Below are 25,367 nucleotides of genomic sequence, written 5' to 3'. Positions count from 1 at the left end.
AACGTTCACGGCATGAACGCGGTGGCCAAGGCGAGCGTTGCCATGCTGGTGCTCGCGTTGGCAACGGGCTGCGCGAAACCGGTTGAGCAGGCACCGCCGCCGACGGCCCAGTCGCTGTCGGATCAACCGCCGCCGCTGGTGCCCGCGATGCCGCTGCCCGACAAGGCTGTCGACGACGCGGTGGCCAAACTCGACGGCATCGTCGGCTCCCTGATGAAGAAGTCCGGCATCCCCGGTATGGCGGTCGCCGTGGTGCACGCTGGGAAGACCGTGTACGCCAAGGGCTTCGGCGTGAAGGACACAAGTGCAGCCGATGAGCCGCACAACAAGGTCGGCCCGGATACCGTGTTCCAGCTGGCCTCGCTGTCCAAATCGTTGACATCGACCGTCGTCGCACACCAAGTCGGCGTCAACGCGGTCGGCTGGGATACCCCGATCGTGACCAAATTGCCATGGTTTGCACTCGCGGACCCGACCGTCACGCAGATGGTCACCGTTGGAGACATGCTTTCGCACCGCTCCGGACTGCCCGACCATGCGGGCGACATGCTCGAGGACCTCGGCTACGACCGGCGCCATGTGCTCGGGCAACTTCGCCAGCTGCCGCTCGATCCGTTCCGAATTTCCTATGCTTACACCAACTTTGGCTTCACCGCCGGCGCGGAAGCCGTTGCGACGAGCGCCGGTAAGGCCTGGGAAGATCTCGCCGACGACGTGCTGCTGCGCCCGCTGGGCATGGCGTCGACCAGCTTCCGGTTCGCTGATTACCAAACCCGGCAGGACCGCGCCGTCGGCCATATTCACGTCGACGGCAGATACGAACCACGCTATGTGCGCGACGCCGACCCCGAATCCCCCGCGGGCGGGGCGAGTTCGTCGCTCAACGACATGACCCGCTGGCTGGCCATGGTCCTCGCCGACGGCGGTCACGACGGCAGGCAGATCATCGATTCCAAGGCGTTGCTTCCGGCGGTGACACCGCAGATCGTGTCGAGTCCGGCGTCGGAGCCCGCGATGCGGTCTGGCTTCTATGGCTTCGGCTTCAACGTCAGCGCGACGTCGGCGGCGCGGATGGCGTTGAGCCATTCCGGGGCTTTCGAACTGGGCGCAGGAACCAACTTCGTCATCCTGCCGTCGGCTGACGTGGCGATCATCGCGCTCACCAACGCCACACCGTCCGGTGTGCCGGAATCGCTGACCGCCGAATTCGCCGATCTCGTGCAGTTCGGCGAGGTGCGCGAGGACTGGTACAAGCTCTACGGCGACATCTTCAAACAGATGGAACAGCCGACCGGCTCACTGGTCGGCCAGAAGCCACCGCCGAACCCCGCGCCAGCCGCCCCGCTGGCTTCCTACGTCGGCGCCTACCGCAACGACTACTGGGGTCCTGCGCGCGTCACCGAACAGGACGGCGCGCTTCACCTCGCGCTGGGCACGACACTCGATGTGCCACTGCGTCATTGGGACGGCAACGTGTTCACCTATGAGTGGGTTTCGGAGAACTCACCGCCGGGATCAGTTTCCACGGCGACCTTCGACGGCAACACGCTCACGCTCGAGTACTACGACGCAGCCAAGAACGGGACGTTCACGAAGTGACCACCACTATCGCGACGGGCCTGAGCGACGCTGAGGTCGCCCAGCGGATAGCCGAGGGCAAGACCAACGACGTGCCGACCCGTGCGGCGCGCAGCGTGTCCGACATCGTCAGGGCCAACGTCTTCACCCGCATCAACGCGATCCTGGGTGTGCTGCTGATCATCGTGCTGTGCACCGGATCGGTGATCAACGGATTGTTCGGCCTGCTGATCGTCGCCAACAGCGCCATCGGCATCATCCAGGAGTTGCGGGCCAAGCAGACGCTCGACAGACTCGCCATCGTCGGTCAGGCGAAACCGTTGGTGCGCAGGCAATCCGGTGCCGTGGCGCGGTTGCCCGGCGAGGTGGTCCTCGACGACGTCATCGAGATCGGTCCCGGCGATCAGATCGTCGTCGACGGCGAGATCCTGGAGGAGAGCAACCTAGAGATCGACGAATCGCTGCTGACCGGGGAGGCCGATCCGGTCGCGAAAGACGCAGGCGACCCCGTGATGTCGGGCAGCTTCGTCGTCGCGGGCACCGGCGCGTATCGCGCCACCAAGGTGGGGCGTGAGGCGTACGCGACGAAACTGGCCGAGGAGGCCAGCAAGTTCACGCTGGTGAACTCCGAATTACGCAGCGGCATCAACAAAATCCTGCAGTTCATCACCTACCTGCTGTGGCCCGCCGGCCTGCTGACCATCTACACGCAACTGTTCACCACTGACGTGGGGTGGCGGCGGGCGGTGCTCGCAATGGTCGGCGCGCTGGTCCCGATGGTGCCCGAGGGCCTGGTGCTGATGACGTCGATCGCGTTCGCCGTCGGCGTGGTCCGGCTGGGACGCAGGCAGTGCCTCGTCAACGAGCTGCCCGCCATCGAGGGGCTGGCCCGCGTCGACGTGGTGTGCGCGGACAAGACCGGGACACTGACCGAGAACGGCATGCGGGTAGCGGATCTCAAGCCGTTGAGCGAGGCTGGGCCCACACGCAAGTCGGGGACGGTCGGCGATGTGCTGGCGCAACTGGCCGCCGACGATCCCCGCCCGAACGCCAGCATGGCCGCGATCGCGGAGGCGTACAAGATGCCGCCGGGCTGGACCGCGACGGCGACCGCGCCGTTCAAGTCGGCGACCAAATGGAGCGGCGCGTCGTACGCCGACCACGGCAACTGGGTGATCGGGGCGCCCGACGTCCTGCTCGAGCCGGGGTCGCCGGTGGCCGATCAGGCCGAGCAGATCGGGGCGTTGGGTTTGCGGGTGCTGCTGCTCGGCTCGAGCGACCTGCCCGTCGCCCATCCCGACGCGCCGGGCGTCGTCACGCCGGTGGCCCTGGTGGTGCTCGAGCAGCGGGTCCGACCCGACGCCCGTGACACGCTCGAATACTTTGCCTCGCAGAAGGTTTGCGTCAAGGTCATCTCCGGTGACAACGCGGTCTCGGTCGGCGCGGTGGCAGGGTCCCTCGGCCTGGAGGGCGCGACGATGGACGCCCGCGAACTTCCCGACGAGAACGACAGGCTCGCCGACACTCTCGAGGAATGCACGACGTTCGGCCGGGTGCGGCCGGACCAGAAGCGCGCGATGGTGCACGCGTTGCAGTCTCGCGGGCACACCGTCGCGATGACCGGCGACGGCGTCAATGACGTGCTCGCGCTCAAGGACGCCGACATCGGCGTGGCGATGGGGTCCGGCAGTTCGGCGTCGCGCGCCGTGGCGCAGATCGTGCTGCTGGACAACAAGTTCGCGACGCTGCCGCATGTGGTTGCCGAGGGCAGGCGGGTGATCGGCAACATCGAACGGGTCTCGAACCTGTTCCTGACAAAGACGGTGTATTCGGTGCTGCTCGCCATCTGCGTGGGACTGGCGGGCCTCGCGTCCAAGGTCTTCGGGTCGGATCCGCTGCTGTTTCCGTTCCAGCCGATCCACGTGACGATCGCGGCGTGGTTCACCATCGGCATCCCGGCGTTCATCCTGTCGTTGGCCCCCAACGACGAGCGGGCGCACCCCGGCTTTGTGCGCCGGGTGATGACGGCAGCTTTGCCGTCGGGCCTGGTGGTCGGGATCGCGACGTTCACGTCGTATCTGGCCGCGTATCAGGGCCGCGAGGCGTCGGCGGTCGAGCAGACGCAGTCCTCGACGGCCGCGTTGATCACGCTGCTGATCGCCGCGGTGTGGGTGTTGGCTGTGGTCGCACGTCCGTATGAGTGGTGGCGCGTGTTGCTGGTCGCGGTGTCCGGCCTGGCCTACGTGGTGATCTTCTCGGTTCCGCTGGCGCAGAAGACGTTCATGCTCGACCCGTCCAACCCCAAGACCACCTCGATCGCGGTGGGCATCGGCCTGGCCGCAGCGGCGGCGATCGAGGTCATCTGGTGGGTGCAGGGGCGGATTCTAGGCGAGCGCCGCGCGTTGTGGAAGCAGCGGTAGGGTGGGCACATGGGATTTCTGGACAAGCTGAAAGACCTGGCCTCGAAGAACAAGAGCGCAGTGGACACCGCCATCGACAAGGCCGGAGACATCGTCGACCAGAAGACGCAGGGGAAGTACGCGAGTCAGGTCGACAAGGTGCAGGACGCGGCCAAGAAGGCCGTCGACAAGACCCCTCCTCGACAGAACTGAGCTATGGCCAAACTTTCCGTCTCGGTCGACGTCCCCCTACCGCCGGAGAACGCCTGGGAGTGCGCGTCTGACCTGTCTCGATACAAGGAATGGCTGTCCATCCATCGGGTATGGCGTTCGAAGTTGCCCGACACGCTGGAGAAGGGCACCACCCTCGATTCCATCGTCGAGGTCAAGGGCATGCCGAACCGGATCAAGTGGACCATCGTCCACTACCGGCCGCCGGAGGCCATGACGCTGAACGGCGACGGCAAGGGCGGCGTGAAGGTCAAACTGATCGGCAAGGTGAAACCCGCCGGCGAGGGTTCGACGGTCACCTTCGATGTCCACCTCGGCGGTCCTGCGTTGTTCGGCCCCATCGGCATGGTGGTGGCAGGCGCGCTGAAGAGCGATATCCGCGAATCGCTGAACAGGTTCAAGGCGGTCTTCGCCCCGGCCTAGTTTTTCGGCGAGCTAGCCGCAGGCGTCTGGCTGAACTCGCGGACGGCCGTCCGAGGGTCCCTCGACCGGACCAGCGCCTCACCGACCAGCACCACATCGGCGCCCCAGCTCCGATACTCCGCCACGTCCTGGGGACCGGCCACGCCCGACTCTGCCACGCGCACAATGCCTTCCGGGATGAGTGGCGCGAGTTCGGCGAAGACGGAGCGATCCACCTCCAAAGTGGTCAAATCCCGAGCGTTGATGCCGAGGAGTTGCGCGCCGGACTCGATTGCCCGGCCGACTTCCTCGGCGGTGTGCGACTCGACGAGAGCCGTGAGCCCCAACTCGGCGCACAGCCCCAACAGGTCGGCCAATTGCGTATCGCTGAGAGACACGACCATCAACAGTGCGAGATCCGCGCCGTGGGCGCGTGCTTCCCACAGTTGATACGGGTCGACGATGAAATCCTTGCGCAGGATCGGGATGTCGACGCGCGAGCGCACCTCGTCCAGGTCGGCCAAAGACCCACCGAAGCGACGGCGCTCGGTGAGCACGCTGATGGCTGCCGCGCCACCCGCCGCGTACTGGCTCGCCAGCAATCCAGGATCGGGGATGTCGGACAGCGCGCCCTTGCTTGGACTCTTGCGTTTCACCTCGGCGATGATCGATATCTCCGGTGAGCGAAAAGCGGGCATCGGATCGCGCACGGGACCCTTGTCGGCGACTCGCGATCGCAGTTCCGCCTGCGAGACTTGGCGTTTGCGGTCCGCGAGGTCTTCGCGAACTCCTTCGAGAATTCCGTCCAAAACACTCACAGGCATGTCTCCTTGGCTGATCGCGCGCATGCTACAACACGAAGGCGGGCACCTCGATCCGCCTTACGCCGCCCGCGCCGCTGAAGCACTGTCACACATCCACTAACGAACCCGGCAGCCCGTTTCATCCCCGCAGGAATACGGCCGCCAACCTGTCTATGCTGGCCGCCGACTGCACTCAAAAGCTTTCCGCGCGTAGCCAACCGGAGCATCGATGCCCGGCCGAACCAATGAGCATTGGAGAATCGATGACGAGATCCGTTCCAGCAGGAGCGCAGGACTATGCGCGCATGACAACCATGGTGACCGGATTCTGGGTTACTCAGATCGTCCGTGCGGCAGCCGTCTTCAATCTGGCGGATCACCTCGCGGCAGGTATCGACACGCCGGATGCGATCGCGGCCGCGGAGTCCATCGACGTGGACGCCACCCGGCGGTTGATACGCACCTGCGCCTCGCTGGGGCTGGTGACGTCCGCCGATGGGGTGCACTTCACCGGAACGTCGTTGCTCAGCACACTGCGCAAAGACGATCCAAACTCGATGCGGGGCATGGCACTTGCACAGGCCGCACCCGGCCATTGGTTGACCTGGGGACGCTTCCCGGATGCCGTGCGCGGTGGTGAACGGCAGATCAGGGCGGCACACGGCGAGGCCGAGACGATCTTCGACTACTTTGCCACGCATCCCGACGAGGGCAGTCTTTTCACCGAAGCCATGTCGAACCTCACCGCCACCGTGGCGAACGACATCGCGGCAATGATCGATACCCGCAGTGTCGATTTCGCGCTGGACGTCGGAGGAGCCAACGGTGAAATTGTCCGTGCGTTGATGCGCGCGAACCCCGACTTACGCGCGGGCGTCTTCGACCTGCCTCACGTGGTGCCAGAGGCCGACGCGGCCGCTCGCAAAGACGGCCTGTGCGACCGCTTCAGCGCGGTGGCCGGCGACTTCTTCGAGTCGGTTCCGACCGCCGACCTGTACCTGCTCAAGTACATTTTGCACGACTGGGACGACGAGACCTGCATACAGATCTTGAACAACTGCCGTTCTGCACTGGAAGAGGGCGGGCGCATCGTCGTCATCGACTACCTCGTTGGCGAATTGGGTGCGCCGGGGCTGCCACCACTGATGGACATGAACATGCTCGTCATCACCGGCGGCAAGGAACGCGGCATCGACGAGTTCGACGATCTCTTCGGTGCCGCCGGACTTCGTCGCAAGTCCGTCGGCCACGTTGGGCAGTTCGCGGTCATCGAGACGGTGGCGATGTGAAAGTCACGGGGCGGCGTGCTGTTCGGCCGCCTGTCTCGCGATGCGCTCGTCGTGGATGCGGACGAGTTCGCGGAAGCCGATCCGGTTGTACTTCGGCACCGGCTGGATGCCCCAGTCGTCGCGGGCCGTGTCCTTGCCTTCGGCACCCTCAGGTGGGCCGAGCGGCGGGTAGGGCACCTTGCATTCCAACGTGTCGTCGGAATAGCGGACCTTGAGGAGTTCACTGCAGATCTCGGTCAGGCTCAGCGTCGGATAGCCGTAGTACACCGCCATGAACGGCAGTGTGAACGCCCCCTCGATCACGAGTGCGACCAGGCAGACCAGCACCGCGCGTTTGATCCACTTGTGCATGTTGGCGTAGTACGGCGTGGTGCCAGGCGGCAGGTACGCAGACTTCTCTTCGGCGGCTGTCGTCATGATCGGAACTCCTTCAGTCGGAGAAGATTTCGCGGTTGACCGTGTGCAGATACGGGATGGCGAGGAACGGCGTGATGTAGAAGATGTCGTAGAGCCACCAGCCGACGACCGGGAACACCACACCGGCGTAGCGCACGTCGGCGTACATGGTCATGTTGAACACGTACAGACACCAGATCAGCACTCCCATCCAGCAGGTGACGATCATCCACTGGTGGCCCCAGCGCTTCATCTGCAGGAACCCGATCGCGGCGGCGCACCGCATCGCGAAGACCGTCAGGATCATCCCGAACACCATGGACTTCTCGCCCGGTCCGGCGGCGCCGCCGACCCACAGTTCGTTGTAATGCCAGAAGTAGCCGGCATCGAACATGGCGCCCCAGCCGACCATCAGCACCCGGTTGATCAGCGTGTGGTTGGCCACCAGATCCAGCGCCCAGCCCAAACTGTTGAGCATTCCGTCGATCAGCACCAGGTATCCGATCAACGTGACGATCATCGGCCGCATCGACAGACCGGCGCGGGCGGCCTGCCGCTGCAGCCAGACCCCGCGCAGGAAGATGGGCAAGCCGAAGATCCCCGGCGCCCACATCCCCATCAGGGCGGCGCCGACGATCATCCACTTGTCCGCTCGGCGTTGCGCCAGCCGTGATTCCTCGTCGTGCTGCTCGAGGCTGACCGCACCGCCGGACCGCACGTCCACACTCACAGATCCCACCACCCTCGCGCGAAGGACATGTAGAGCTGGATTCCGAACATCGTCAACAGGTAGCCGTAGATCACGATCTGCAGGACGATGAGCGCCCTCTTGCGCTTGCGCTCCTTCTGATCCATCTCGAGAATCCCTTCTAACTGTCGGCGGTCGCCAGGCTGGCCACCGCCACTTCGCGCAAGCCGTCGGTGATGGCGCCGTCGGTCGACAGCGGTGCCAGGATGCACGCCTCGGCAGCTTCCAATTCCGTTGCGCCGGAGGCGATCAGCTGCGCGGCGGTGACCAGCACCCGCGTCGACGGCGGTTCGAAATGAAATGCCTCGTCGGCCGTGCGGATGGCGGTGGCGCAGCCGACAAGGCGCCTGGCCGTCGCGGGTTCGACACCGGACTCGGCGACGACGACCTCTGCTTCGCGGTCTGCGGGGAGGTATCGCATCGGCAGCGTGACGAATCGCTGCCGGAACGAAGGCTTGAGCTCCTTCAGTGAGCTTCGGTATGCGGGGTTGTACGAGCAGACGAGCATGAATTCGTCTGGCGCCTTGACGACTTCGCCCGCGCGGTCGAGATACAGCGCACGCCGATGGTCGGTCAGCGAATGCAGGATGGCCAGTGAGTCGTGGCGTGCTTCGACGACTTCGTCGAGGTAGCAGATGGCACCGGCCTTGACGGCTCTGGTCAGCGGGCCGTCGGTCCACACGACGTCGCCGCCGGTCACCATGAACCGGCCGACCAGATCCGAACTCGTCAGATCGTCGTGACAGCTGATCGTGACGACGGGCCTGCGCAGCAGCACGCCCATGTGCTCGACGAGCCGCGTCTTACCGCATCCCGTGGGCCCGGTGAGCATCACCGGCAGTCGCTGCCGGTACGCCTGCTCGAACAACTGGACTTCGTTACCGTTCGCGTAATACGTCTCGCTCATGCGGCCACCAACTCCCTGTGCACGTGGGCGAGTACCCGCGGTAGGTCTTCGACGCACCGAATGCGTTGCGAGCGGCGCGGTCCGAACACTTCGGGAAGCGGGTCGACCCGCGTCGGCCCGACCCCGACGTAGTAGATCGCGACACCCGCGTCGTTCGCCTCTTCGACTGCGTGCGCGGCGTCGGCCCAGGCGTAACGACCCTCGTACCCTTCATCGGAGATCAGGCCGTCGCCGATCACGATGACCAGCCGCCGTTCGGACGGCTGCGCGAGGAGCCTGCTGGTCAGGTGACGCAGCGGCGCGCCGAGCCGGGTGTAGCCGCCGGTCACGAGGCCGAGCCGGCTCGGAGGCAAGAAGCGGCGGTCGTGAAAATCCTTGAGGCAGTTGACCTCGACGCGATGGCGTGTGTTGCCGGTGAACACGAAGATGCCGTGCCGCTCGCGCGCATGCGTCATCGCCTGCGACAGCGCGTCGGCACACGCCAACTCCAATCTGAAGATTTGTCCACCGTGCACCCCCAGCGACGAGCTGCCGTCGAGCAGCAGCGCCGTGGTGACGTCGCGGCTGGCGGGCAGCAGTTCGCGGAAGATCCGCGGCTCGATGGCCTCGCCCGTCGTCAGGTCGATGTAATGGCTGACGTACTGCTCGACGTCGAGATCGGAGCCGTCTTCCAGGCGGTTCTTCATCGCCCGATGGGTGTGCTCCTCGAACCACTTTCGGAGGTCGGCAGACACCATGCCCGGCTCGCGGGTGTGGCTGGTGCGCTGGCGCTCGAGAACTGCGACGTGGTTCAGCATGAAGCTGTTGGTCCACGCATTCCATTCCGGATACGGGATTCCCGGTCGGTGCTGCGGGGTGATGTCGAGGTCGTTGTCCTGTGGCCGGCTCGGCGGCGGCAGGTTGGAATTGCGCACACCGCCGTCACCGCCGACGGGCACCGAGTATGGCCGCGGCAAACGCTTCTGCGTTGTGGTCCACGGCATCCTGCCGAAGGTGCGACGCAGCTTGTCCGACAAGCCCTGCGGCGTGGTGAAGGCCGACGGCAACCTGCCGATCAGCGGGTGAACGTTCAGGGCCTGCCCGGTGCGAGCCAGCGACACAGCCCTGGTCAGCATCTCCGCGGCAGCGAGGTCGCCGGGCAGCGCCACCAGATCGGGCAGCACGCGGCGCGTTTCGTCGACGAGGCCCGGCCAAGTGGTCGCGATCCACCCGAGAGCGACGGCCGCCTCGACCAGGTGAAGCGCCCGCAGTTCCCGGGTGGACAGCTCGTTGAGCCGATACCCGCCGAGCCGGTCCTTGGACGGCGAACATTGCAGCGCCACACCGCAAGTCAGGGTCCTGCGGGTCCAGTCGCCGATCGGCGGATACGGCACATGGACGTAGCCGAGGCCGGAGCTCAGGCTGAAGGCGCGGTGTTCGCCGGTGACGAGTCGCACGCCTTGGCGGCGTTGGCTGCTCAACGCGACGGCCGTGACAGCGCAACTGCGTTCGGTCGCCGTTGCATGCGAGTCGGACACCTTGGTCATCGACGCGTCAGAAGGTGCCGATGTTGGAGAACATCCAGTACCAGAACCAGATGATCAGTCCGGTACCGCCCCACGCCGCGACGTAGCGCAGTATCTCCCAAACCCAGTCCATCCGCCTTTTGTAACCCACACACTGACTTAAGTCAATGAGTCAAGTCAATCGGAAAAGATCTCCCTGTTAACCGAGTGCAGGTAGGGGATGGCCAGGAACGGCGTGATGTAGAAGATGTCGTACAGCCACCATCCGACCACGGGTAGGACGACACCCGCATAGCGCACGTCGGCGTACATCGTCATGTTGAACACGTACAGACACCAGATCAGCACGCCCATCCAGCAGGTGACGATCATCCACTGGTGACCCCAGCGCTTCATCTGCAGGAACCCGATCGCAGCGGCGATCCGCATGGTGAACACCGTGAGGATCATCCCCACTTCCATGGCTTTCTCGCCGGGCCCCGCAGCGCCCCCGAGCCACAGTTCGTTGTAGTGCCAGAAGTAACCGGCGTCGAACATCGCGCCCCAGCCATTCAACAAGATTCGGGCCAGGATCGTATGGTTGGCGACCAGGTCCAGCGCCCAGCCCACGGTGTTGATGGCCGCATCGATGATGACCAGATAACCGAGCAGCGTCACCAACATCGGCCGGACGGTCAGCCCTTCGCGCTGCGCCTTGCGCAGCAGCCACACTCCCCTCAGGAAGAGGGGGAGGCCGAACACGCCGAGTGCCGCGGTGCCGATCAGCAGACTGCCCGAGATCAGCCACTTGTCAGCCCGTCGTTGCGCATGGCGCGACTGCTCCATGTGTTCGTCCAGGCCGCTGGCGGTCACGGTCAACGATGGGGGATTCACGGGGGGCTCCTCCTGCGATCGGTAGCCAGAGCCTCCCAGTGAAACTGACTATAGTCAACCAGTCAGCGGGCTTCTATGCCTCGTAACGTCCTGGCGACATAGTCGTCGAGCATTGCGCTCTGGTTCGGCCAATTGTGGGTGGTGGTCAACAGGGCGTAGATGCCGAGCAGAAAGAACACCGCGCTGTTCATCGGGTTCACGTCCGGTGCGACCCGCCCGGATTGCTTGGCGCGCTCGATCTCCTGGGCGACCCTGACGATGACGGGGTGTTCGTTGCTCTCGTCGGCAGGTCGTGACTGCGAGAAGTGCAGGGCGAGAAAATCCTTGAACAACACCGCGCCCAACCGGCGTTCCAGCCCGAGCACCAGCCGAACCGCTTCGTTCAGTATCGACTCGATGTCGCGGTGGGAGTCGGCGTACCGGCTCAGCTGCTTGGCGATCCGCTCCTCCTCGCGCCGTTCGAGTTCGAGCAGGACGTGCTGTTTGGTCGGGAAGTGGAAGAAGAAGGTGCCGTGTGCAACGCCAGCGGCGGCGACGATCGCACCGACATCGGCCTCGGCGATGCCGGCGCGCTTGAACTCGGCGACGGCGGCGCCCATCAAACGTTCGCGCGTCTGTAGCCGTTTCGCTTCGCGCGCTGAGGGTTTGTCCACCACGGCCATGCTCCGACGATAGCAACCAGCGTCGGGTCTTGACACATGTGATTGACTGCAGTCAATTTGGCGAAGCGAAAGGCAGATGGTGCGCAGGGTCGTCCAGTTTTCCACCGGCAACGTCGGCCGCCATTCCCTGCGGGCGATCATCGGCAGACCCGATCTGGAGTTGGTCGGGGTGCACGCGGCGGGTGCGGCCAAGATCGGGCGCGATGCTGCCGAACTCTGCGGACTGGACCATCGGACCGGGATCGTCGCAACCGACGACATCGACGCGCTGATCGCGTTGGAGCCGGACTGCGTCGTCTATACCGCGCAAGGCGAAACGCGGCCAATGGAAGCCATCGCGCAGATGTCGAAGTTCCTCGCCGCAGGGGTCAATGTCGCGGCCACGTCCATGGTGTGGCTCGTGGCTCCGCGCCAGGCCGACGACTGGCTACGGGTGCCCTTGGAGCGAGCCTGCGAATCAGGTGACGCTTCGTTGTACGTGAACGGAATCGATCCCGGCTACTCCGGCGACACCGAGGTGCACAGTGCGCTGAGCCTCGTCACCCGCGCCACGTCGATCACTGTGCAGGAGATCTTCGACTACGGTAGCCACGACGACTATGAATTCACCGGTAAGTCAATGGGTTTCGGCGCAAACCGCGATGACGAGACGCCGATGCTGTTCCTGCCGGGGGTCGTGACCACGATGTGGGGCGGCCCGGTCCGCAACCTCGCCGCCCAGCTGGGCATAGAACTCGACGAGGTTCGCCAGCGTACTGAGGCGTGGTACACGGACAAGCGGATCGAATGCAAGATGATGGCGGTGGAGCCCGGCGGGATGGCCGCGGCACGCTTCGCGGTCGAGGGCGTCCTGGACGGGGTTCCGGTGATCACCATGGAGCACATCAATCGGCTGACCGCCGCGGCGGCGCCGGGATGGGAGTTTCCGCCCGACGGGAAAGACGGCGTGCACCGTGTGGTGGTGGAAGGCGAACCCCGCGTCGAGCTGAACACCCACGTCTGGCATCCGGCTCTCGAACTCACCGGGGCGGGCTGCCTGTCGACGGCCGCGCGGGTCGTCAATGCGATCGACTGGATCTGCCGGGCGCCCGCGGGATTGGTTGCGGTGGAGGACATCCCGCAGGCCGAGATCATCCGTGGGCTGATGTGGTGACCGCGTCGGCTATCGGGGTGTCACCGGAGACCACCTCGAACGTCTGACCCGCGGTGCCCGGCGTGTCCAGCACCGCCAACAGCACCGCGGCGACGTCGGCGCGCGGGATGCTGTCGCGGCCGGTGTGCGTTGCGATCTGCACGCGTCCGGTGCCGGGCTCGTTGGTCAGCCCACCTGGCCGGACGATGGTGGCGTCGAGTGCGGTGCGTGCACGGACGTTGTCGTCCGCGGCTCCCTTGGCCCGCAGATACGCGACGAACACCGGGTCGCCCACGTCGTCGGGCGCTCCGGCGTCGGCGCCCACCGACGAGATCATCACGTAGCGGCGAACTTTCGCGGCCTCTGCGGCGTCTGCCAAGAGCACCGCCGCGTCGCGGTCGACCGATTCCTTACGCGCGGCCCCGCTGCCGGGACCGGCTCCCGCGGCGAACACCACCGCGTCGGCGCCGTCGAGATGGGGTGCAAGCTGGTCGACCGAGGCGTTCTCCAGGTCGAGGACAACCGGCTCGGCCCCGGCCGCCAGCAGGTCCGCGGCATGGTCGGGGTTGCGGATCAGTGCGGCGACGGAGTCGCCCCGTTGGGTGAGCAACCGTTCCAGGATCAGGGCGATCTTGCCGTGACCGCCGGCGATGACGACGCGCATCAGGCCGCGAACACTTGCGAGTCATCGGCGAACGCCTTGAATTCCAAGGCGTTGCCTGCCGGATCGAGAAGAAACATCGTCCACTGTTCGCCGGTCTCACCGGCAAAGCGCACGTACGGTTCGATGACGAATTCCACGGCGGCGGCCTTGAGTCGCTCGGCCAGCGTGTGGAAATCCTGCACGGTCAGGATCAGGCCGAAGTGGGGGACCGGCACGTCGTGCCCGTCGACCGGATTGTGCGCCGGCCGTGGTCCGCCCGGCGCGAGATGCGTGACCACCTGATGTCCGTACAGGTTCCAGTCGATCCACGTGTCGGCGCTGCGGCCCTGTGCCAACCCGAGTACCTGGCCGTAAAACTGGCGCGCGGCGGTCAGGTCGTCGACCGGCATGGCGAGGTGGAAGCGCGGAATGGGGGAGTCGAGAACGGTCATGTCGCGATGCTACGGACCGCTGACCCCTCCTCGCTGCGGTGCGAGCCCTTCTGTACCCGGCTCTGGCGACGCCAAAGCTCCCAGTGACCGGTGCGGCAGCTGCAGGTTTCCGCCGGAGCCCAGTGGCTAGACCTAAAGGAGTCCGCGCCGCCGATTAGAGAGGTCTGACCATGGGTTTTCCCGATCAACAACAGCCGGTGCCAGGAATTCAGGCACAGATGGACCCCGTCCCGGACTGCGGTGAGCAGTCCTACCGCGGGTCGGGCAAGCTGACAGGCAAGACGGCGGTGATCACCGGGGGCGACAGCGGCATCGGCCGGGCCGTGGCTATCGCGTTCGCGCGTGAGGGCGCGGACGTGCTGATCGCCTACCTCAACGAGGATGAGGACGCCGCTGAAGTCGCCCGCCTGGTCGAGGACGCGGGCCGGAAGTGTGTGCTGATGGCTGGCGACCTGTCCGACCCCGGCCACTGCCGCGAGGTGGTCAACAGAGCCGTCGACGAGTTCGGGCGCATCGACGTCCTTGTCAACAACGCGGCCTACCAGATGACGCACCAGAGCCTCGACGAGATTTCCGACGAGGAGTGGGACCACACTTTCCGGCTGAACGTCGGCGCCTACTTCTACCTGCTCAAGGCGGCGCTTCCGCATATGCCTGCCGGCTCCTCGGTGATCGGCAGCTCATCGGTCAACTCCGACATGCCATCCCCCACACTGGCCCCATACGCGGCCACCAAAGCGGCGATCGCCAATTTCTCGGCCAGCATGGCGCAGCTGTTGGGGGAGAAGGGAATACGGGTGAACAGTGTCGCGCCCGGCCCGATCTGGACGCCGCTCATCCCCGCCACCATGCCGTCGGAGAAGGTGCAGAACTTCGGCGACGACACACCGCTGGGCCGCGCAGGACAGCCCGCCGAACTGGCGGCCACCTACGTGCTGCTCGCCTCCGATGACGGCAGCTACATCAGCGGGGCCAGGGTCGCCGTGACAGGCGGGCGGCCCATCCTGTGACGCCTCAAGCCAACCGTTCCCGCAACTCGCGTTTGAGCACTTTGCCGTAGCTGTTCTTCGGGATCTCGTCGACGAATTCGTAGCGCTTGGGCCGCTTGAACCGCGCGATGCGCTCCAGCAGATGCTCGTCGAGTTCGGCGGCCGATGCCGAACCGGCGATGAAGGCCACCACGATCTCGCCCCACTCCTCGTCGGGTGCGCCGACGACGCACGCCTCGGTCACCCCCGGATGCTCGATGAGCACCTCTTCGACCTCGCGCGGGTAGATGTTGCTGCCGCCGCTGATCACCACGTCTTTCGACCGGTCGCGCAACGTCAGAAAGCCGTTGGCGTCGAACGATCCCATGTCGCCGGTGTGCAACCAGCCGTCCTCGACCGTGGCCGCGGTGGCATCCGGGTTCTGCCAGTAACCGGACATCACCACGTCGCCGCGGCAGACGATCTCGCCGATCTCGCCGACCGCGGCGGGCTGGCCGTCGGCGGCCCGCACCGCGACGTCGACGCCGGAGCGCGCATACCCGACGGAGCCCAGGGTGGCGTCGTCGGCGTCCAGATGGTCGGCCCGACGCAGACCGGTGATCGTCATCGGGGCTTCGCCCTGTCCGTACAACTGCACGAAGATCGGACCGAACGCCGCCATCGCCTTCTTCAGGCTGTCGACGTACATCGGACCGCCCCCGTACACCACGGTCTTCAAATTACGCGGGCACGACCGGCCGGTCTGCACCAGGCGCTGCACCATCGTCGGCGCGAGAAACGCGCTGCAGCCCGGATGGTTTTCGCACAGGTCGAGGAATTCGTCGGGTTCGAACGCGCCCGATGCGGGCACCACCTGCCGTGCCCCGCGCAGCACGTACGGGGGCACGTAAAGGCCGGACCCGTGTGACATCGGCGCGCCGTGGATGAGGCTGCAGTTCTGGTCGGGGTCGTCGAAATCTGCCAAGTGGGCGACGGTCATCGCCATCAGGTTGCGATGTGACAGCATCGCGCCCTTGGACCGGCCGGTCGTGCCACTGGTGTAGAACAACCACGCCAACGCCGACGGATCGGTGTTGCTGGGCGGTGTCAATGCCGTTGTCCGCAACCGGCTTTCGTAGGTCTGCGTCCCGATCACTTCGATGGGAACACCGGTCACCGGCGTGAGCCCCTCGGCGATCTTTGCCGACGCGAACACCCGGGTCGTGCCGGCGTCGTCGAGGATCTGCGCCATCTCGCGCGGGTGCAGCTTGTAGTTGATCGGGACGAACACCCGCTCGGCGGCCCAAATCCCGAACATCAACTCGACGATCTCCGGGCAGTTCTCGCTGGCGACCGCGATGCGAGCGCCCGGCGCTGACAGCCCGCCGAACGAGGCGGCCAACCGAAGCGCCCGGTCGCGCAACTGCGCCCAGGTATGTCGTTGCTGCTCACCGGAATACACCGCACCGCGGTCGCCCAACCGGGCGGCGGCCTGATCGAGCAGCGCGAACAGGTTCAACGCGCGACCCATTCGGAGTTCAGCGCGAATTCCGACAGGTACTTGGTGGACGTCCATCCGCCGTCGACCACGATCGTCTGGCCGTTGATGAAACCCGCACCGTCGGAGCACAGAAACGCGACGGTGCTGGCGATGTCGTCCACCTTGCCCAGCCGGGGATAGGGCGTCATCTCGGTGTTCATCTTGCGGAACCGCTCGTCCTCCAGGCGCGTCGCCACCATCGGGGTGAGCGTGACACCGGGCGCCACGGCGTTGCACCTGATGCCTTGCCTCCCGTACTGACACGCGATGTGGGTGGTCAGCGCCGTCAGCCCGCCCTTGGCCGCCGAATACGCGCCGCCGCGCAAGCCGCCGACGACCGCGAACGTCGAGGTGATGTTGATGATCGCCGACCCGGCCTGCATGTGGCCGATCACCTCGCGCGCCAATCGGAACGGCGCCCGCAACATCAAACCCAGGAAATGATCCAGGCTTTCGTCGTCGGTTTCATGCAACGGCTTGGGGCTGCCCACGCCTGCGTTGTTGATCAGGAAGTCGATCCGGCCCCACCGCTGCAGGGCCAGGTCGACGATCCGCCGCGGAGCGTCGTCGGCGGTCAGGTCGACCGCGAGCGTGGCGACGCGGTCGCTGTCGCCGATGGCTTTCTCCAGATCGGCCAACCTGTCCGCATCCCGCGCGGTGCCGAGGACCGACATGCCTTGTGAGGCAAGTTTGGTGGCGCACCCGTAGCCGATGCCACTGCTCGCCCCCGTCACGATCGCTACTTGCATGTCATCAGCCTCTCCCGGATCCGGTGTTTCAGCACCTTGCCCGCATCGTTCTTCGGCAGCGCATCCCAGACCTCCACCTGCTCAGGAATTTTGAACTTCGCAACCCCTTCGCCGGTGAGCAGGTGGCCCAACTCGGCCACATCGGGCGCGGGCTGATCGGCGGCCACGATCACCGCGCACGCGCGTTCGCCCGTGCGCGCGTCGGGCACACCGACTACGGCGATCTCCGCGATACCCGGGTGAGCGATCAGGATGTCCTCGATCTCTTTGGGGGAGATGTTCTCTCCGTTGCGGATGATGATGTCCTTCGCCCTGCCGGTCACCACCAGAAACGTGTCGTCCACCCAGCGGCCGAGGTCGCCGGTGCGAAAGTACCCTCGGTCGTCGAACGCGTCGGTCTCGTCGTCTGCATGCAGATAGCCGACCAGCATCTGCGGCCCGCGGGCCTGAATCTCACCGTCGTGGAGTTCGATGTCGGCGAAACCCGCTCGACCGTCGGTATCCGCAGCGTGCCCGATGTCGCCCAACGCACCGACCGTCGTCACCGGCACCTCCGTCGACCCGTACACCCTGCTCACCGCCGCGCGTTCGAAATAGGCTGCGGCGCTGCGGATCAGCGACGGCGGCACCGACGCGCCACCGCAGATGAACACCTTCAGATCCGGCAACCGCGTCGCGGCCTTCTCGGCGGCGCCAAGCAGGCTGACCAGAAACGGCGTGGCCCCGGCCATGTGCGTGCAGCGCTCGGTCTGCATCAGCTGCACCGCGGCATCCGGGTCCCACCGCTGCATCAGCACCGCCGTGGTGCCAAGCAGCAGCGGACATTCGAACGCGTAGATGGAGCCACCGATGTGCGCGATCGGCGACGGCACCAGGAACACGTCGCCGGCGTCGACCATCCAATGCTCGCCGATCTGGGCGATCAGGGCATGAATCGAATTGTGGCTGTGCAGAACGCCCTTCGGTCTGCCGGTGGTGCCCGACGTGTACAGGATCATCCGCACGGCATCGGGATTCAGCACAGGAAGACCGACCGTGCCACCCCCGGTGAACAACGACTCGTACGCGGTGTGCCTTCCCGCGTCACCCCTGAGCACGACGACCTCGGGCGGTGCGGGCATGTCGGCCGTGACGCGGTCCAGCATCGCGACGTAATCGTGGTTGCCGAAGCCGGCGGGGATGAACACCGCGCGACTGTTCGCGTCGGAGAGTATGAACCCCAACTCACGATCCCGCAGCGACGGCAGTATCGGGTTCACCACCATGCCCGCCAACGTCGCGGCGAGGTAGATGACCGCGGCCTCATACCAATTCGGCAGCATGAAGGACACGACGCTGCCCGGCGGCATCCTGTCCATCAACGCATGCGCCAGCGCGCTGGCCCGCTCGTGCAGTGTCCGGCAGTCGACGCGAACCGCACCGTCGATCAACACCGTTCGGTCCGGGGTGCTGCGCGCCGCATCGCGCAGGGCGTCGGCGAGCGTCGAGCGAACCCACAGTCCCCGGCGGTACGCCTCGGCCGCGCGATCGTCGTCGACCCACACGAGCGTGAACCTAACCCTTGACCCTGCGCATCGTCATGGAATGGCGATACCGTGCCGAGGGATGGGTGTTGACGGTCACCTGGGCGATCTCACCGTCGGACGTCGTGTACGTGCGCTGCATTTCGAGTGCGGCACTGCCGAATTCGATCTTGAGCAAGTCTGCGAGCTCTGGAGTCACGACCACTGCGGCGATCTGCTGGTGTACCTCGACGATGCTGACCCCGAACAGGTCCTCGATGAGTGGGAAGATCGGTCCCGAATGCCGTTGCAGCAGCCTGCCCACCGCCGCGAACGCACGGTTGATGTAGATCTCAGTCCGGCAGACCGGTGTGTCGGCGCCGTCGGCCTGCCGGTAGCCGCGCACCGCCAGCCATTCCGATCCGGCCTGCAGGCCGGTGCGAGCGGCGAGGGCGTCGTCGATGGTCACCATCGCGTTGGATTCGATGGTGAACGGCGCCCCGGTCGCGAACTCGAGCAGGTCGTTGATCGACATCACGTCCTGGGCATAGGAATTCGCTGCGGGCCTCGGTACGACGAGGGTGCCGGCCCTGGGCCGCGACGCGACCAGATTGTCTTCGCGCAGCCTGCGCAGCGCCTCGCGGATGGTGTACCGGCTCACCGCGAACCGTTCGCACAAATCGTGTTCGGTGGGCAGTTGCGAGCCCACCGGATACACCCCGTCGACGATCTCCTTGCGCAGGGTGCGGGCGACCTGAAGGTAACGGTGGTCGGCCGACGAAACCGTCATGTCGCCACCCGCCGCAGCGTCAGCACGCTGCCGTCGCCGTCGGCCGAGAGGTAAAGCGTCCCGTCGGGTCCCGCGGTGATGCCCGCGAACGGTCCCTGCGGCCCGGAGAACGGCGGCATTCCTTTCAGCGGCTTGGGTTCGACGCCGGGCGGCGGCCCGACCGGCAGTCCGGAGGCGATGGTGTCGCTCGCACCGCTGTCGAGGTCGACCGCCACCACTTCCTTGGCGCCCGCGTCGACGATGTACAACGCGGTGCCGACGGCGGCGATGCCCTGCGGCCGCTGCAGTCCGTCGACGACGGTCTCGGCGCGTGAGCCCGTCAGCCGAGCCACCCGGCCGGCCTCCGCGACCAGAGGATCACCCGCGGGGTCGAAGGCGACGCCGACCGGGTCCTGCAGACCGGACGCCAGTGTCTCGACAGCGCCCGACCGCAGGGCGTGCACCCGCCCTGTGCCGAGTTCGGCGAAGACGACCGAGGAGTCCGGGCCGACCGCTACCCCATAGAGCTGGTCGAAGTCGGTTGCCAGATAATCGGTTTCACCGGCTGCAGGCCGATACTTCGCCACCTGGCCGCCGGACGTCGTCACCACGAATTCGCCGGGACCGGCCGCCGCGACGCCGCGGAGGAATCCGGGATAGCCCGGCGAAAACAGCATGCCCGCGGTCTTTAGCGCGCCGTCATCGCCGACGACGTAGAAGTAGGTGCCGTCGGCGACGTGAAGATTCCCGTCGGCGTCGACAGTCAGATCCAGTGGCCAGTTCAGTCCACCCGGCAACACGGTGCAGGTGTCCCCGTCGGGGCGGATTTCGGTGATCTGACCGGTGAAGTTCGAGACGAACAACCGGTCACCGACAAACGTCAGGTTGTCCAGGCCGGGCGTCAGCTGGGCCAGCACTGTCTGAGTCCCGGTCCGCGGGTCGATCCGCAGCACCTGACCGCTGGCCACCTGGGTGGACACGAGGAAGCCCGCCGAGTCGAACTTCACCGCGTCGGGCACTCCGAGGTCACCGGTGACACGTTGCGGCTCACCGCCGTTGGGATCGATGCGCCAGATCTCGTTCGCGGTCATCAACGGGTAATAGAGCATCCCGTCGGGACCGACCTCCATCGCGTTGGGAGAGGGCAGGTTCTCGGCCAGGGTCCGCACGATCGACCCGGTGGCGTCGAGCTCGAGAAGCCGGCCGCCGTCGCGGCACTCGTTAATGAACAGCCGGTCCTGGTGCACGGTGATGCCGTTGGCGCAGGGAAGGTCGTCGCGCAGCACGCGGGTGGCGCCGCCGGCCTCCCGCACGCTGACCCGGCCGTCCATCACCTCGGTCGCGTACAGATTGCCGCGCGCATCGAACGCGACGTCGTCGGGCGCGATGATGTCGCCGCCTTTCGGGCTGACCGTGTCCAGCAGGCCGGTGTCGAGGTCCAGCGCGCTGATCTGGCTGCCGGTCACCTGCGCGACGTAGACGCGCCCGTCGGGACCGGTGCGCAGGCCGTTGGCGCCGAACAGTCGACTGGGCGCGGTCAGCCGCTCGAGCCGCCATCCGTCGGCGGCGGTGGGGTTGGCGGCAGTATCGCGGGCCTGCAGCACGGACGAGCTCATGATCCCGGACGCTATCAAGCTCGAATAGTCCAGACAATAGTGCTATGCCGAGCCAGATCGGCCTTGACGGCGCGATTCGTGCTGCGGAATAGTGTTCTGCAATATGCAGAGCACCGTATGTTGTCCGGACAAATAGCGTGAATGTCGATGGTTCGTTGAGGTTGGACGGCCGCATCGTCGTTGTATCCGGCGCCGGTGGCGGCGGCATCGGCACCACCGTGACGCGCCTGGCCGCGCAATCCGGCGCCACCGTCGTCGCGGTCAGTCGGTCGAAGGACAACCTCGATGAGCATGTGGCCCCGCTGGCGCAGCAGGGCCTTTCCGTCGTCCCGATCGCGGCCGACGCGTCCACCGACGACGGCGTCGCGACGGTCATCGACGGGGTCCGCGACGCGGACGGGACGCTCTACGGACTCGTCAACGTGGCGGGCGGCGCGGAGCCGTCGTCGTGGATGCCGTCGACGCGGGTGACGCGGCAGGACTGGCGCGACCTGTTCACCAGGAACCTGGAGACGGCGTTCTTCATGAGCCAGGCGGTGGCCCGCGAGATCCGTCAGCAGGGCAACCCGGGGTCGATCGTCTCCATCTCGTCGATCAGCGGGATGAACACCGCACCGTTTCACATCGCCTACGGAACGGCCAAGGCCGCGGTGGCCGCGATGACCCGCACGATGGCAGTTGAGTTGGCGCTGGACAACATTCGCGTCAACGCGGTCGCACCCGGAGTGACAGCGACGGAGGCGTCCCGCACCTATACCGGTGACGATCCGGAGCGCGACCGGCAAGCCATCGCGATGGGCAGGCGGGGCCGACCGGAGGAGCAGGCGGGCGCAATCCTGTTTCTACTGTCGGACCTGTCCAGCTACATCACCGGGCAGACCCTGCTCGTCGACGGCGGGCTGAACCTGAAGTGGACGCACCTCGGCGCCGACAACACCTCCCTGTTCCTCAAAGACGACGACTTCCGCAACGCCATCAGGCGGTTCTAGGAGGATGCGATGACCGAAGAACTCTGCGAGCCGATGACCATCGGGGTGGACGCCTACATCTCGGAGGACTACGCCCGCGCCGAACGCGACAAGCTGTGGCGCAAGGTGTGGCAGCAGGTAGGCCGTGTCGAGGAGATCCCCGAGGTGGGCAACTACCTCACGTACGACATCCTCGACGACTCGATTCTGGTGGTGCGCACGGGTCCGAACGAGTTCGCTGCACACCACAACGTCTGCATGCACCGCGGCCGCCGACTCGTCGACACCCCCGACGGCGCGAAGAACGCGTGTGGACGGGCACGCAAGTCGTTCGTCTGCGGTTTCCACGGCTGGACCTATGGGCTCGACGGTGCCTGCACACACATCCGCGAACAGGACGACTGGAAAGGTGCGCTGACTCCGCAGAACACCCACCTCGCGCCGGTCCGGGTCGACACCTGGGGTGGCTGGCTGTTCGTAAACATGGACCCGGACTGTGAACCGTTGGCGGACTTCCTGTTCCCCGCCGCGAAGATCCTGGATCCGTTCGGGCTGGAGAACATGCGGTACAAGTGGCGCAAGTGGTTGTGCTTCGACTGCAACTGGAAGGTCGCGATGGAGGCCTTCAACGAGACCTACCACGTGTTCACCACGCATCCGGAGTTCAACAAGTTCGGCGAGTTCAAGGGCTGGGCCAAGGCGCAGGGTAAGCACAGCAACATCGGCTACGACGCGCCGAAAGGCTTGGACGAGACCAAGTCCAAAATCCGGCTTGGCACCGGTGACCCTCGCATCTCGACCGCCGAAATGCAGGTCTACACAATGGAAGAAACGAATGCCACCACCACGCAGACGCTGGTGAACGCGGCGAAGCGGCTCATCGACGAACTGCCAGAAGGCACCCCGGCCGACAAGGTGCTCGAGCACTGGCTGTCCTCGGCACGCCGCGACGACGAGGCCAGGGGCGTCATCTGGCCTACCATTCCGGCCGACATTCTGGGCCAGAGCGGCACCGCATGGCAGATCTTCCCGAATTTCCAGATCGGCCAGGGCCTCACCAGCGCACTGTGCTACAGCGCACGGCCGCACCCCAGTTACGACCCGAACAAATGCATCTTCGAAGTCGCGACCTACGAGTTGTTCCCGAAAGGCGAGGAGCCGCAGACGGAATGGCAGTACACGCCCAAGGAGAGCCCGAATTGGCTGTCCGTGCTGCCGCAGGATTTCTCGAACATGGCCGCCGTGCAGCAGGGCATGAAATCGGCGGGCTTCCCAGGAACCAAACCCAACCCGTACCGCGAGCGCAGCACGGTCAACCTGCACTACCAGCTGAGCAAGTACATGGGCACGGGCGAACCACAGGAGTTGCGATGACGCTGTTCGACACCTGCGGGCCGACGCAGACGCCCGACGACATCGACATCGACGCGCTGCGCGAGAAGTACCTGTATGAACGCGACAAGCGGTTGCGCGCAGACGGTTCGACGCAATACCTGGAACTGAAGGACGACTACGCGGAGTTCGCGGAGGTCGACCCGCACACCCCCGTCACCCCGCGCACGCCCATCAACGAGGACGTCGAGGTGGCGGTGCTCGGCGGCGGCATCGCAGGTCTGCTGGCGGGCGCCTACCTGAAGAAGGCAGGCGTCGACGACGTCCACATCGTCGAGATGGGCGGCGACTTCGGCGGTGTCTGGTACTGGAACCGGTTCCCTGGGATCCAATGCGACAACGACGCATACTGTTACATCCCGATGCTGGAAGAGCTTGACTTCATGCCGTCGAAGAAGTTCGCCGACGGCACCGAGATCTACGAGCACTGCCGCCGCATCGCAAAGCATTTCGGCCTTTACGACGGCGCTATCCTGTCCACCCAGGTGCGCTCGATGCGGTGGGACGAGTCCATCAAGCGCTGGCGGTTGAGCACCAACCGCGGCGACGACATCCGCGCCCGCTTCGTGGTGATGACGCAGGGCTCCTACAACCGGCCGAAGTTGCCGGGCATCCCCGGGATCAAGGACTTCAAGGGGCACATGTTCCATTCCGCGCGATGGGACTACGAGTACACCGGCGGCGATGCCAGCGGTGGCCTGCACAAATTGCATGACAAGCGGGTCGCGCTGGTCGGGACGGGAGCCACCGGTGTCCAGTTGGTGCCCCACCTCGCGCGGGATGCCCAGCAGTTGTTCGTCTTTCAGCGCACACCGTCGTCAGTCGACGAGCGCGGAAACCCGCCGACCGACCCGCAGTGGGCGGCGTCGCTGAAGCCTGGCTGGCAGGCCGAGCGCAAACGCAACTTCCACCGGTGGTCGCCGTTCGAAGGCGTGGTCTTCGACGCGGCCGATCAGGTCTGCGACTTCTGGACCGAGTTGGGCCGGAACATGACGGCGCGGATCGCGGCCAGCGAGGATCCCGCCTCGCTCAGCACCGAGCAGATCATGGCGATCCGGGAAGAGGAAGACTACAAGATCATGGAGCGGCTGCGTCGCCGGATCGGTGAGATCGTCGACGACCCGGAGACGGCGGAGGCGCTCAAACCGTACTACCGGTTCCTCTGCAAGCGGCCATGTTCCAGCGACGAATACCTGCCCTCGTTCAACCGGCCGAACGTCACGCTGGTCGACGTCTCGGAGTGCAAAGGGGTGGAGCGGCTCACCGAGAACGGGATCGTCGCCGACGGCGTCGAGTACCAGGTCGACTGTGTCATCTTCGCGAGCGGTTTCGAGATCTCAACGGAGATCAGCCGCCGCTATGCGATCGATACGATCGAAGGCCGTGACGGGGTTTCGCTGTTCGACCACTGGGCCGACAGTTTCAAGACGCTGCACGGGATCACCAGCCGCGGCTTCCCGAACCAGTTCCACACCGGTTTCATCCAGGGCGGGGTCTCGGCCAACACCACCGCGATGTTCGAACAGCAGGCCGAACACATCGCCTACATCATCGCCGAGGCCGTCAAGCGCAAGGCGACGACCGTCGAGCCGAGCCTGCAGGCACAGGACCAGTGGGTGAGAACCATCCGAGAGCTTTCGATCGACAACTCCGCGTTCGAAGTGTCGTGTACGCCGGGCTATTACAACAACGAGGGCGGCGGTGGCGGCCAAGGCATCCGATCGTTCCTCGGTGAGCCGTACGCCCCCGGCTTCTACGCCTTCGACGACGTGTTGAGCCGGTGGCGCGCCAAGGGTGATCTTGATGGCCTCGTGCTCGGTACCTAGCGATTTGTGTGCGTTGA

Annotated in this window: 25 protein-coding genes; 10 read left to right on the top strand and 15 right to left on the bottom strand. The window is 65.7% G+C overall.

Annotated elements, in window-relative coordinates; translation table 11 throughout:
* Positions 1-12 precede the first annotated feature (12 nt).
* The 4 genes from A5724_RS27830 to A5724_RS27815 are packed head-to-tail and all read left to right on the top strand — an operon-like array spanning position 13 to position 4,631.
* The gene (locus A5724_RS27830) at positions 13-1,599 is read left to right on the top strand and encodes a serine hydrolase (protein ID WP_067809882.1); all 1,587 of its coding nucleotides are present in this window, start codon (positions 13-15) and stop codon (positions 1,597-1,599) included.
* Positions 1,596-3,998, top strand: coding sequence for a cation-translocating P-type ATPase (locus A5724_RS27825; protein ID WP_067809880.1), 2,403 nt, complete (start codon positions 1,596-1,598; stop codon positions 3,996-3,998). Before A5724_RS27830 ends, A5724_RS27825 begins: the two co-directional genes overlap by 4 nt.
* Positions 3,999-4,007: 9 nt before the next feature.
* Positions 4,008-4,190, top strand: coding sequence for an antitoxin (locus A5724_RS27820; RefSeq protein WP_067809878.1), 183 nt, complete (start codon positions 4,008-4,010; stop codon positions 4,188-4,190).
* 3 nt (positions 4,191-4,193) lie between these two features.
* The gene (locus A5724_RS27815) at positions 4,194-4,631 is read left to right on the top strand and encodes an SRPBCC family protein (RefSeq protein ID WP_067809876.1); all 438 of its coding nucleotides are present in this window, start codon (positions 4,194-4,196) and stop codon (positions 4,629-4,631) included.
* Here A5724_RS27815 and trpC read toward each other — a convergent pair.
* Entirely contained in the window at positions 4,628-5,434 is an 807-nt protein-coding gene (gene trpC, locus A5724_RS27810) for an indole-3-glycerol phosphate synthase TrpC (RefSeq protein WP_156752485.1), read from the bottom strand. The two genes, A5724_RS27815 and trpC, sit on opposite strands and share 4 nt — an antisense overlap.
* A 284-nt stretch (positions 5,435-5,718) precedes the next feature.
* Here trpC and A5724_RS27805 point away from each other — a divergent pair, with 284 nt between their 5' ends.
* Positions 5,719-6,702 carry a methyltransferase gene (locus tag A5724_RS27805; RefSeq protein WP_082965317.1) on the top strand — a complete coding sequence of 328 codons (984 nt, stop codon included), beginning with the start codon at positions 5,719-5,721 and terminating at the stop codon, positions 6,700-6,702.
* Positions 6,703-6,705: 3 nt separating this feature from the next.
* Here the strand turns inward: A5724_RS27805 and A5724_RS27800 are convergent, their stop codons facing one another.
* From A5724_RS27800 to A5724_RS27775, 7 genes are all read right to left on the bottom strand, one after another.
* Positions 6,706-7,119 (bottom strand): hypothetical protein, encoded by a 414-nt coding sequence (locus A5724_RS27800; RefSeq protein WP_067809871.1) that lies wholly within the window; start codon positions 7,117-7,119, stop codon positions 6,706-6,708.
* 13 nt (positions 7,120-7,132) lie between these two features.
* Positions 7,133-7,828 carry a hypothetical protein gene (locus A5724_RS27795; RefSeq protein ID WP_067809869.1) on the bottom strand — a complete coding sequence of 232 codons (696 nt, stop codon included), beginning with the start codon at positions 7,826-7,828 and terminating at the stop codon, positions 7,133-7,135.
* Positions 7,825-7,953 (bottom strand): hypothetical protein, encoded by a 129-nt coding sequence (locus tag A5724_RS34985; protein WP_255397307.1) that lies wholly within the window; start codon positions 7,951-7,953, stop codon positions 7,825-7,827. The genes A5724_RS27795 and A5724_RS34985 overlap by 4 nt, the downstream gene beginning before the upstream one ends.
* A gap of 14 nt (positions 7,954-7,967) precedes the next feature.
* Positions 7,968-8,753 (bottom strand): CbbQ/NirQ/NorQ/GpvN family protein, encoded by a 786-nt coding sequence (locus tag A5724_RS27790; RefSeq protein WP_067809867.1) that lies wholly within the window; start codon positions 8,751-8,753, stop codon positions 7,968-7,970.
* Entirely contained in the window at positions 8,750-10,279 is a 1,530-nt protein-coding gene (locus tag A5724_RS27785; protein WP_067809865.1) for a nitric oxide reductase activation protein NorD, read from the bottom strand. The genes A5724_RS27790 and A5724_RS27785 overlap by 4 nt, the downstream gene beginning before the upstream one ends.
* A gap of 156 nt (positions 10,280-10,435) precedes the next feature.
* Complete coding sequence (locus A5724_RS27780; RefSeq protein WP_232005005.1) at positions 10,436-11,083, bottom strand: hypothetical protein; 648 nt, start codon at positions 11,081-11,083, stop codon at positions 10,436-10,438.
* Positions 11,084-11,193: 110 nt separating this feature from the next.
* Positions 11,194-11,793 (bottom strand): TetR family transcriptional regulator, encoded by a 600-nt coding sequence (locus A5724_RS27775; RefSeq protein ID WP_067809861.1) that lies wholly within the window; start codon positions 11,791-11,793, stop codon positions 11,194-11,196.
* 79 nt (positions 11,794-11,872) lie between these two features.
* Here A5724_RS27775 and A5724_RS27770 point away from each other — a divergent pair, with 79 nt between their 5' ends.
* Positions 11,873-12,946, top strand: coding sequence for a dihydrodipicolinate reductase (locus A5724_RS27770; protein ID WP_067810017.1), 1,074 nt, complete (start codon positions 11,873-11,875; stop codon positions 12,944-12,946).
* Here the strand turns inward: A5724_RS27770 and A5724_RS27765 are convergent.
* Positions 12,924-13,589 (bottom strand): SDR family oxidoreductase, encoded by a 666-nt coding sequence (locus A5724_RS27765; RefSeq protein WP_067809859.1) that lies wholly within the window; start codon positions 13,587-13,589, stop codon positions 12,924-12,926. The genes A5724_RS27770 and A5724_RS27765 overlap by 23 nt on opposite strands.
* Positions 13,589-14,020, bottom strand: coding sequence for a VOC family protein (locus A5724_RS27760; RefSeq protein ID WP_067809856.1), 432 nt, complete (start codon positions 14,018-14,020; stop codon positions 13,589-13,591). Before A5724_RS27760 ends, A5724_RS27765 begins: the two co-directional genes overlap by 1 nt.
* Positions 14,021-14,190: 170 nt before the next feature.
* On the opposite strand from A5724_RS27760, the gene A5724_RS27755 reads away from it, so the two are divergent.
* A complete protein-coding gene (locus A5724_RS27755; protein ID WP_067809854.1) occupies positions 14,191-15,030 on the top strand; it encodes a glucose 1-dehydrogenase in 840 nt (279 codons plus the stop codon).
* A gap of 4 nt (positions 15,031-15,034) precedes the next feature.
* Here A5724_RS27755 and A5724_RS27750 read toward each other — a convergent pair whose 3' ends face one another.
* The 5 genes from A5724_RS27750 to A5724_RS27730 are packed head-to-tail and all read right to left on the bottom strand — an operon-like array spanning position 15,035 to position 21,164.
* The gene (locus tag A5724_RS27750) at positions 15,035-16,507 is read right to left on the bottom strand and encodes a long-chain fatty acid--CoA ligase (RefSeq protein WP_067810015.1); all 1,473 of its coding nucleotides are present in this window, start codon (positions 16,505-16,507) and stop codon (positions 15,035-15,037) included.
* Positions 16,504-17,277: an SDR family NAD(P)-dependent oxidoreductase gene (locus A5724_RS27745; RefSeq protein ID WP_067809852.1), complete on the bottom strand. Its 774-nt coding sequence runs from the start codon at positions 17,275-17,277 to the stop codon at positions 16,504-16,506. Before A5724_RS27745 ends, A5724_RS27750 begins: the two co-directional genes overlap by 4 nt.
* Complete coding sequence (locus A5724_RS27740) at positions 17,268-18,821, bottom strand: AMP-binding protein (RefSeq protein ID WP_067809850.1); 1,554 nt, start codon at positions 18,819-18,821, stop codon at positions 17,268-17,270. The genes A5724_RS27745 and A5724_RS27740 overlap by 10 nt, the downstream gene beginning before the upstream one ends.
* Positions 18,822-18,831: 10 nt before the next feature.
* Positions 18,832-19,569, bottom strand: a complete 738-nt coding sequence (locus tag A5724_RS27735) for a GntR family transcriptional regulator (RefSeq protein ID WP_067809847.1) — start codon at positions 19,567-19,569, stop codon at positions 18,832-18,834.
* Entirely contained in the window at positions 19,566-21,164 is a 1,599-nt protein-coding gene (locus A5724_RS27730) for an SMP-30/gluconolactonase/LRE family protein (RefSeq protein ID WP_067809845.1), read from the bottom strand. Before A5724_RS27730 ends, A5724_RS27735 begins: the two co-directional genes overlap by 4 nt.
* Positions 21,165-21,301: 137 nt before the next feature.
* Between A5724_RS27730 and A5724_RS27725 the strand changes: the two genes are divergently transcribed.
* Genes A5724_RS27725 through A5724_RS27715 form a run of 3 tightly spaced genes read left to right on the top strand, consistent with a single transcriptional unit; the run spans position 21,302 to position 25,350 of the window.
* Complete coding sequence (locus tag A5724_RS27725) at positions 21,302-22,153, top strand: SDR family NAD(P)-dependent oxidoreductase (protein WP_067809839.1); 852 nt, start codon at positions 21,302-21,304, stop codon at positions 22,151-22,153.
* 9 nt (positions 22,154-22,162) lie between these two features.
* The gene (locus tag A5724_RS27720) at positions 22,163-23,506 is read left to right on the top strand and encodes an SRPBCC family protein (RefSeq protein WP_067809837.1); all 1,344 of its coding nucleotides are present in this window, start codon (positions 22,163-22,165) and stop codon (positions 23,504-23,506) included.
* Positions 23,503-25,350, top strand: coding sequence for an NAD(P)/FAD-dependent oxidoreductase (locus tag A5724_RS27715; protein ID WP_067809834.1), 1,848 nt, complete (start codon positions 23,503-23,505; stop codon positions 25,348-25,350). Before A5724_RS27720 ends, A5724_RS27715 begins: the two co-directional genes overlap by 4 nt.
* The last annotated feature ends 17 nt before the right edge of the window (positions 25,351-25,367 follow it).

This window comes from Mycobacterium sp. ACS1612, assembly GCF_001667505.1.
In the GTDB taxonomy this organism is placed as follows: Bacteria; Actinomycetota; Actinomycetes; order Mycobacteriales; family Mycobacteriaceae; genus Mycobacterium.
The sequence above is the reverse complement of the archived record's forward strand: the minus strand, read 5'-3'. Positions and strand labels throughout refer to the sequence as shown.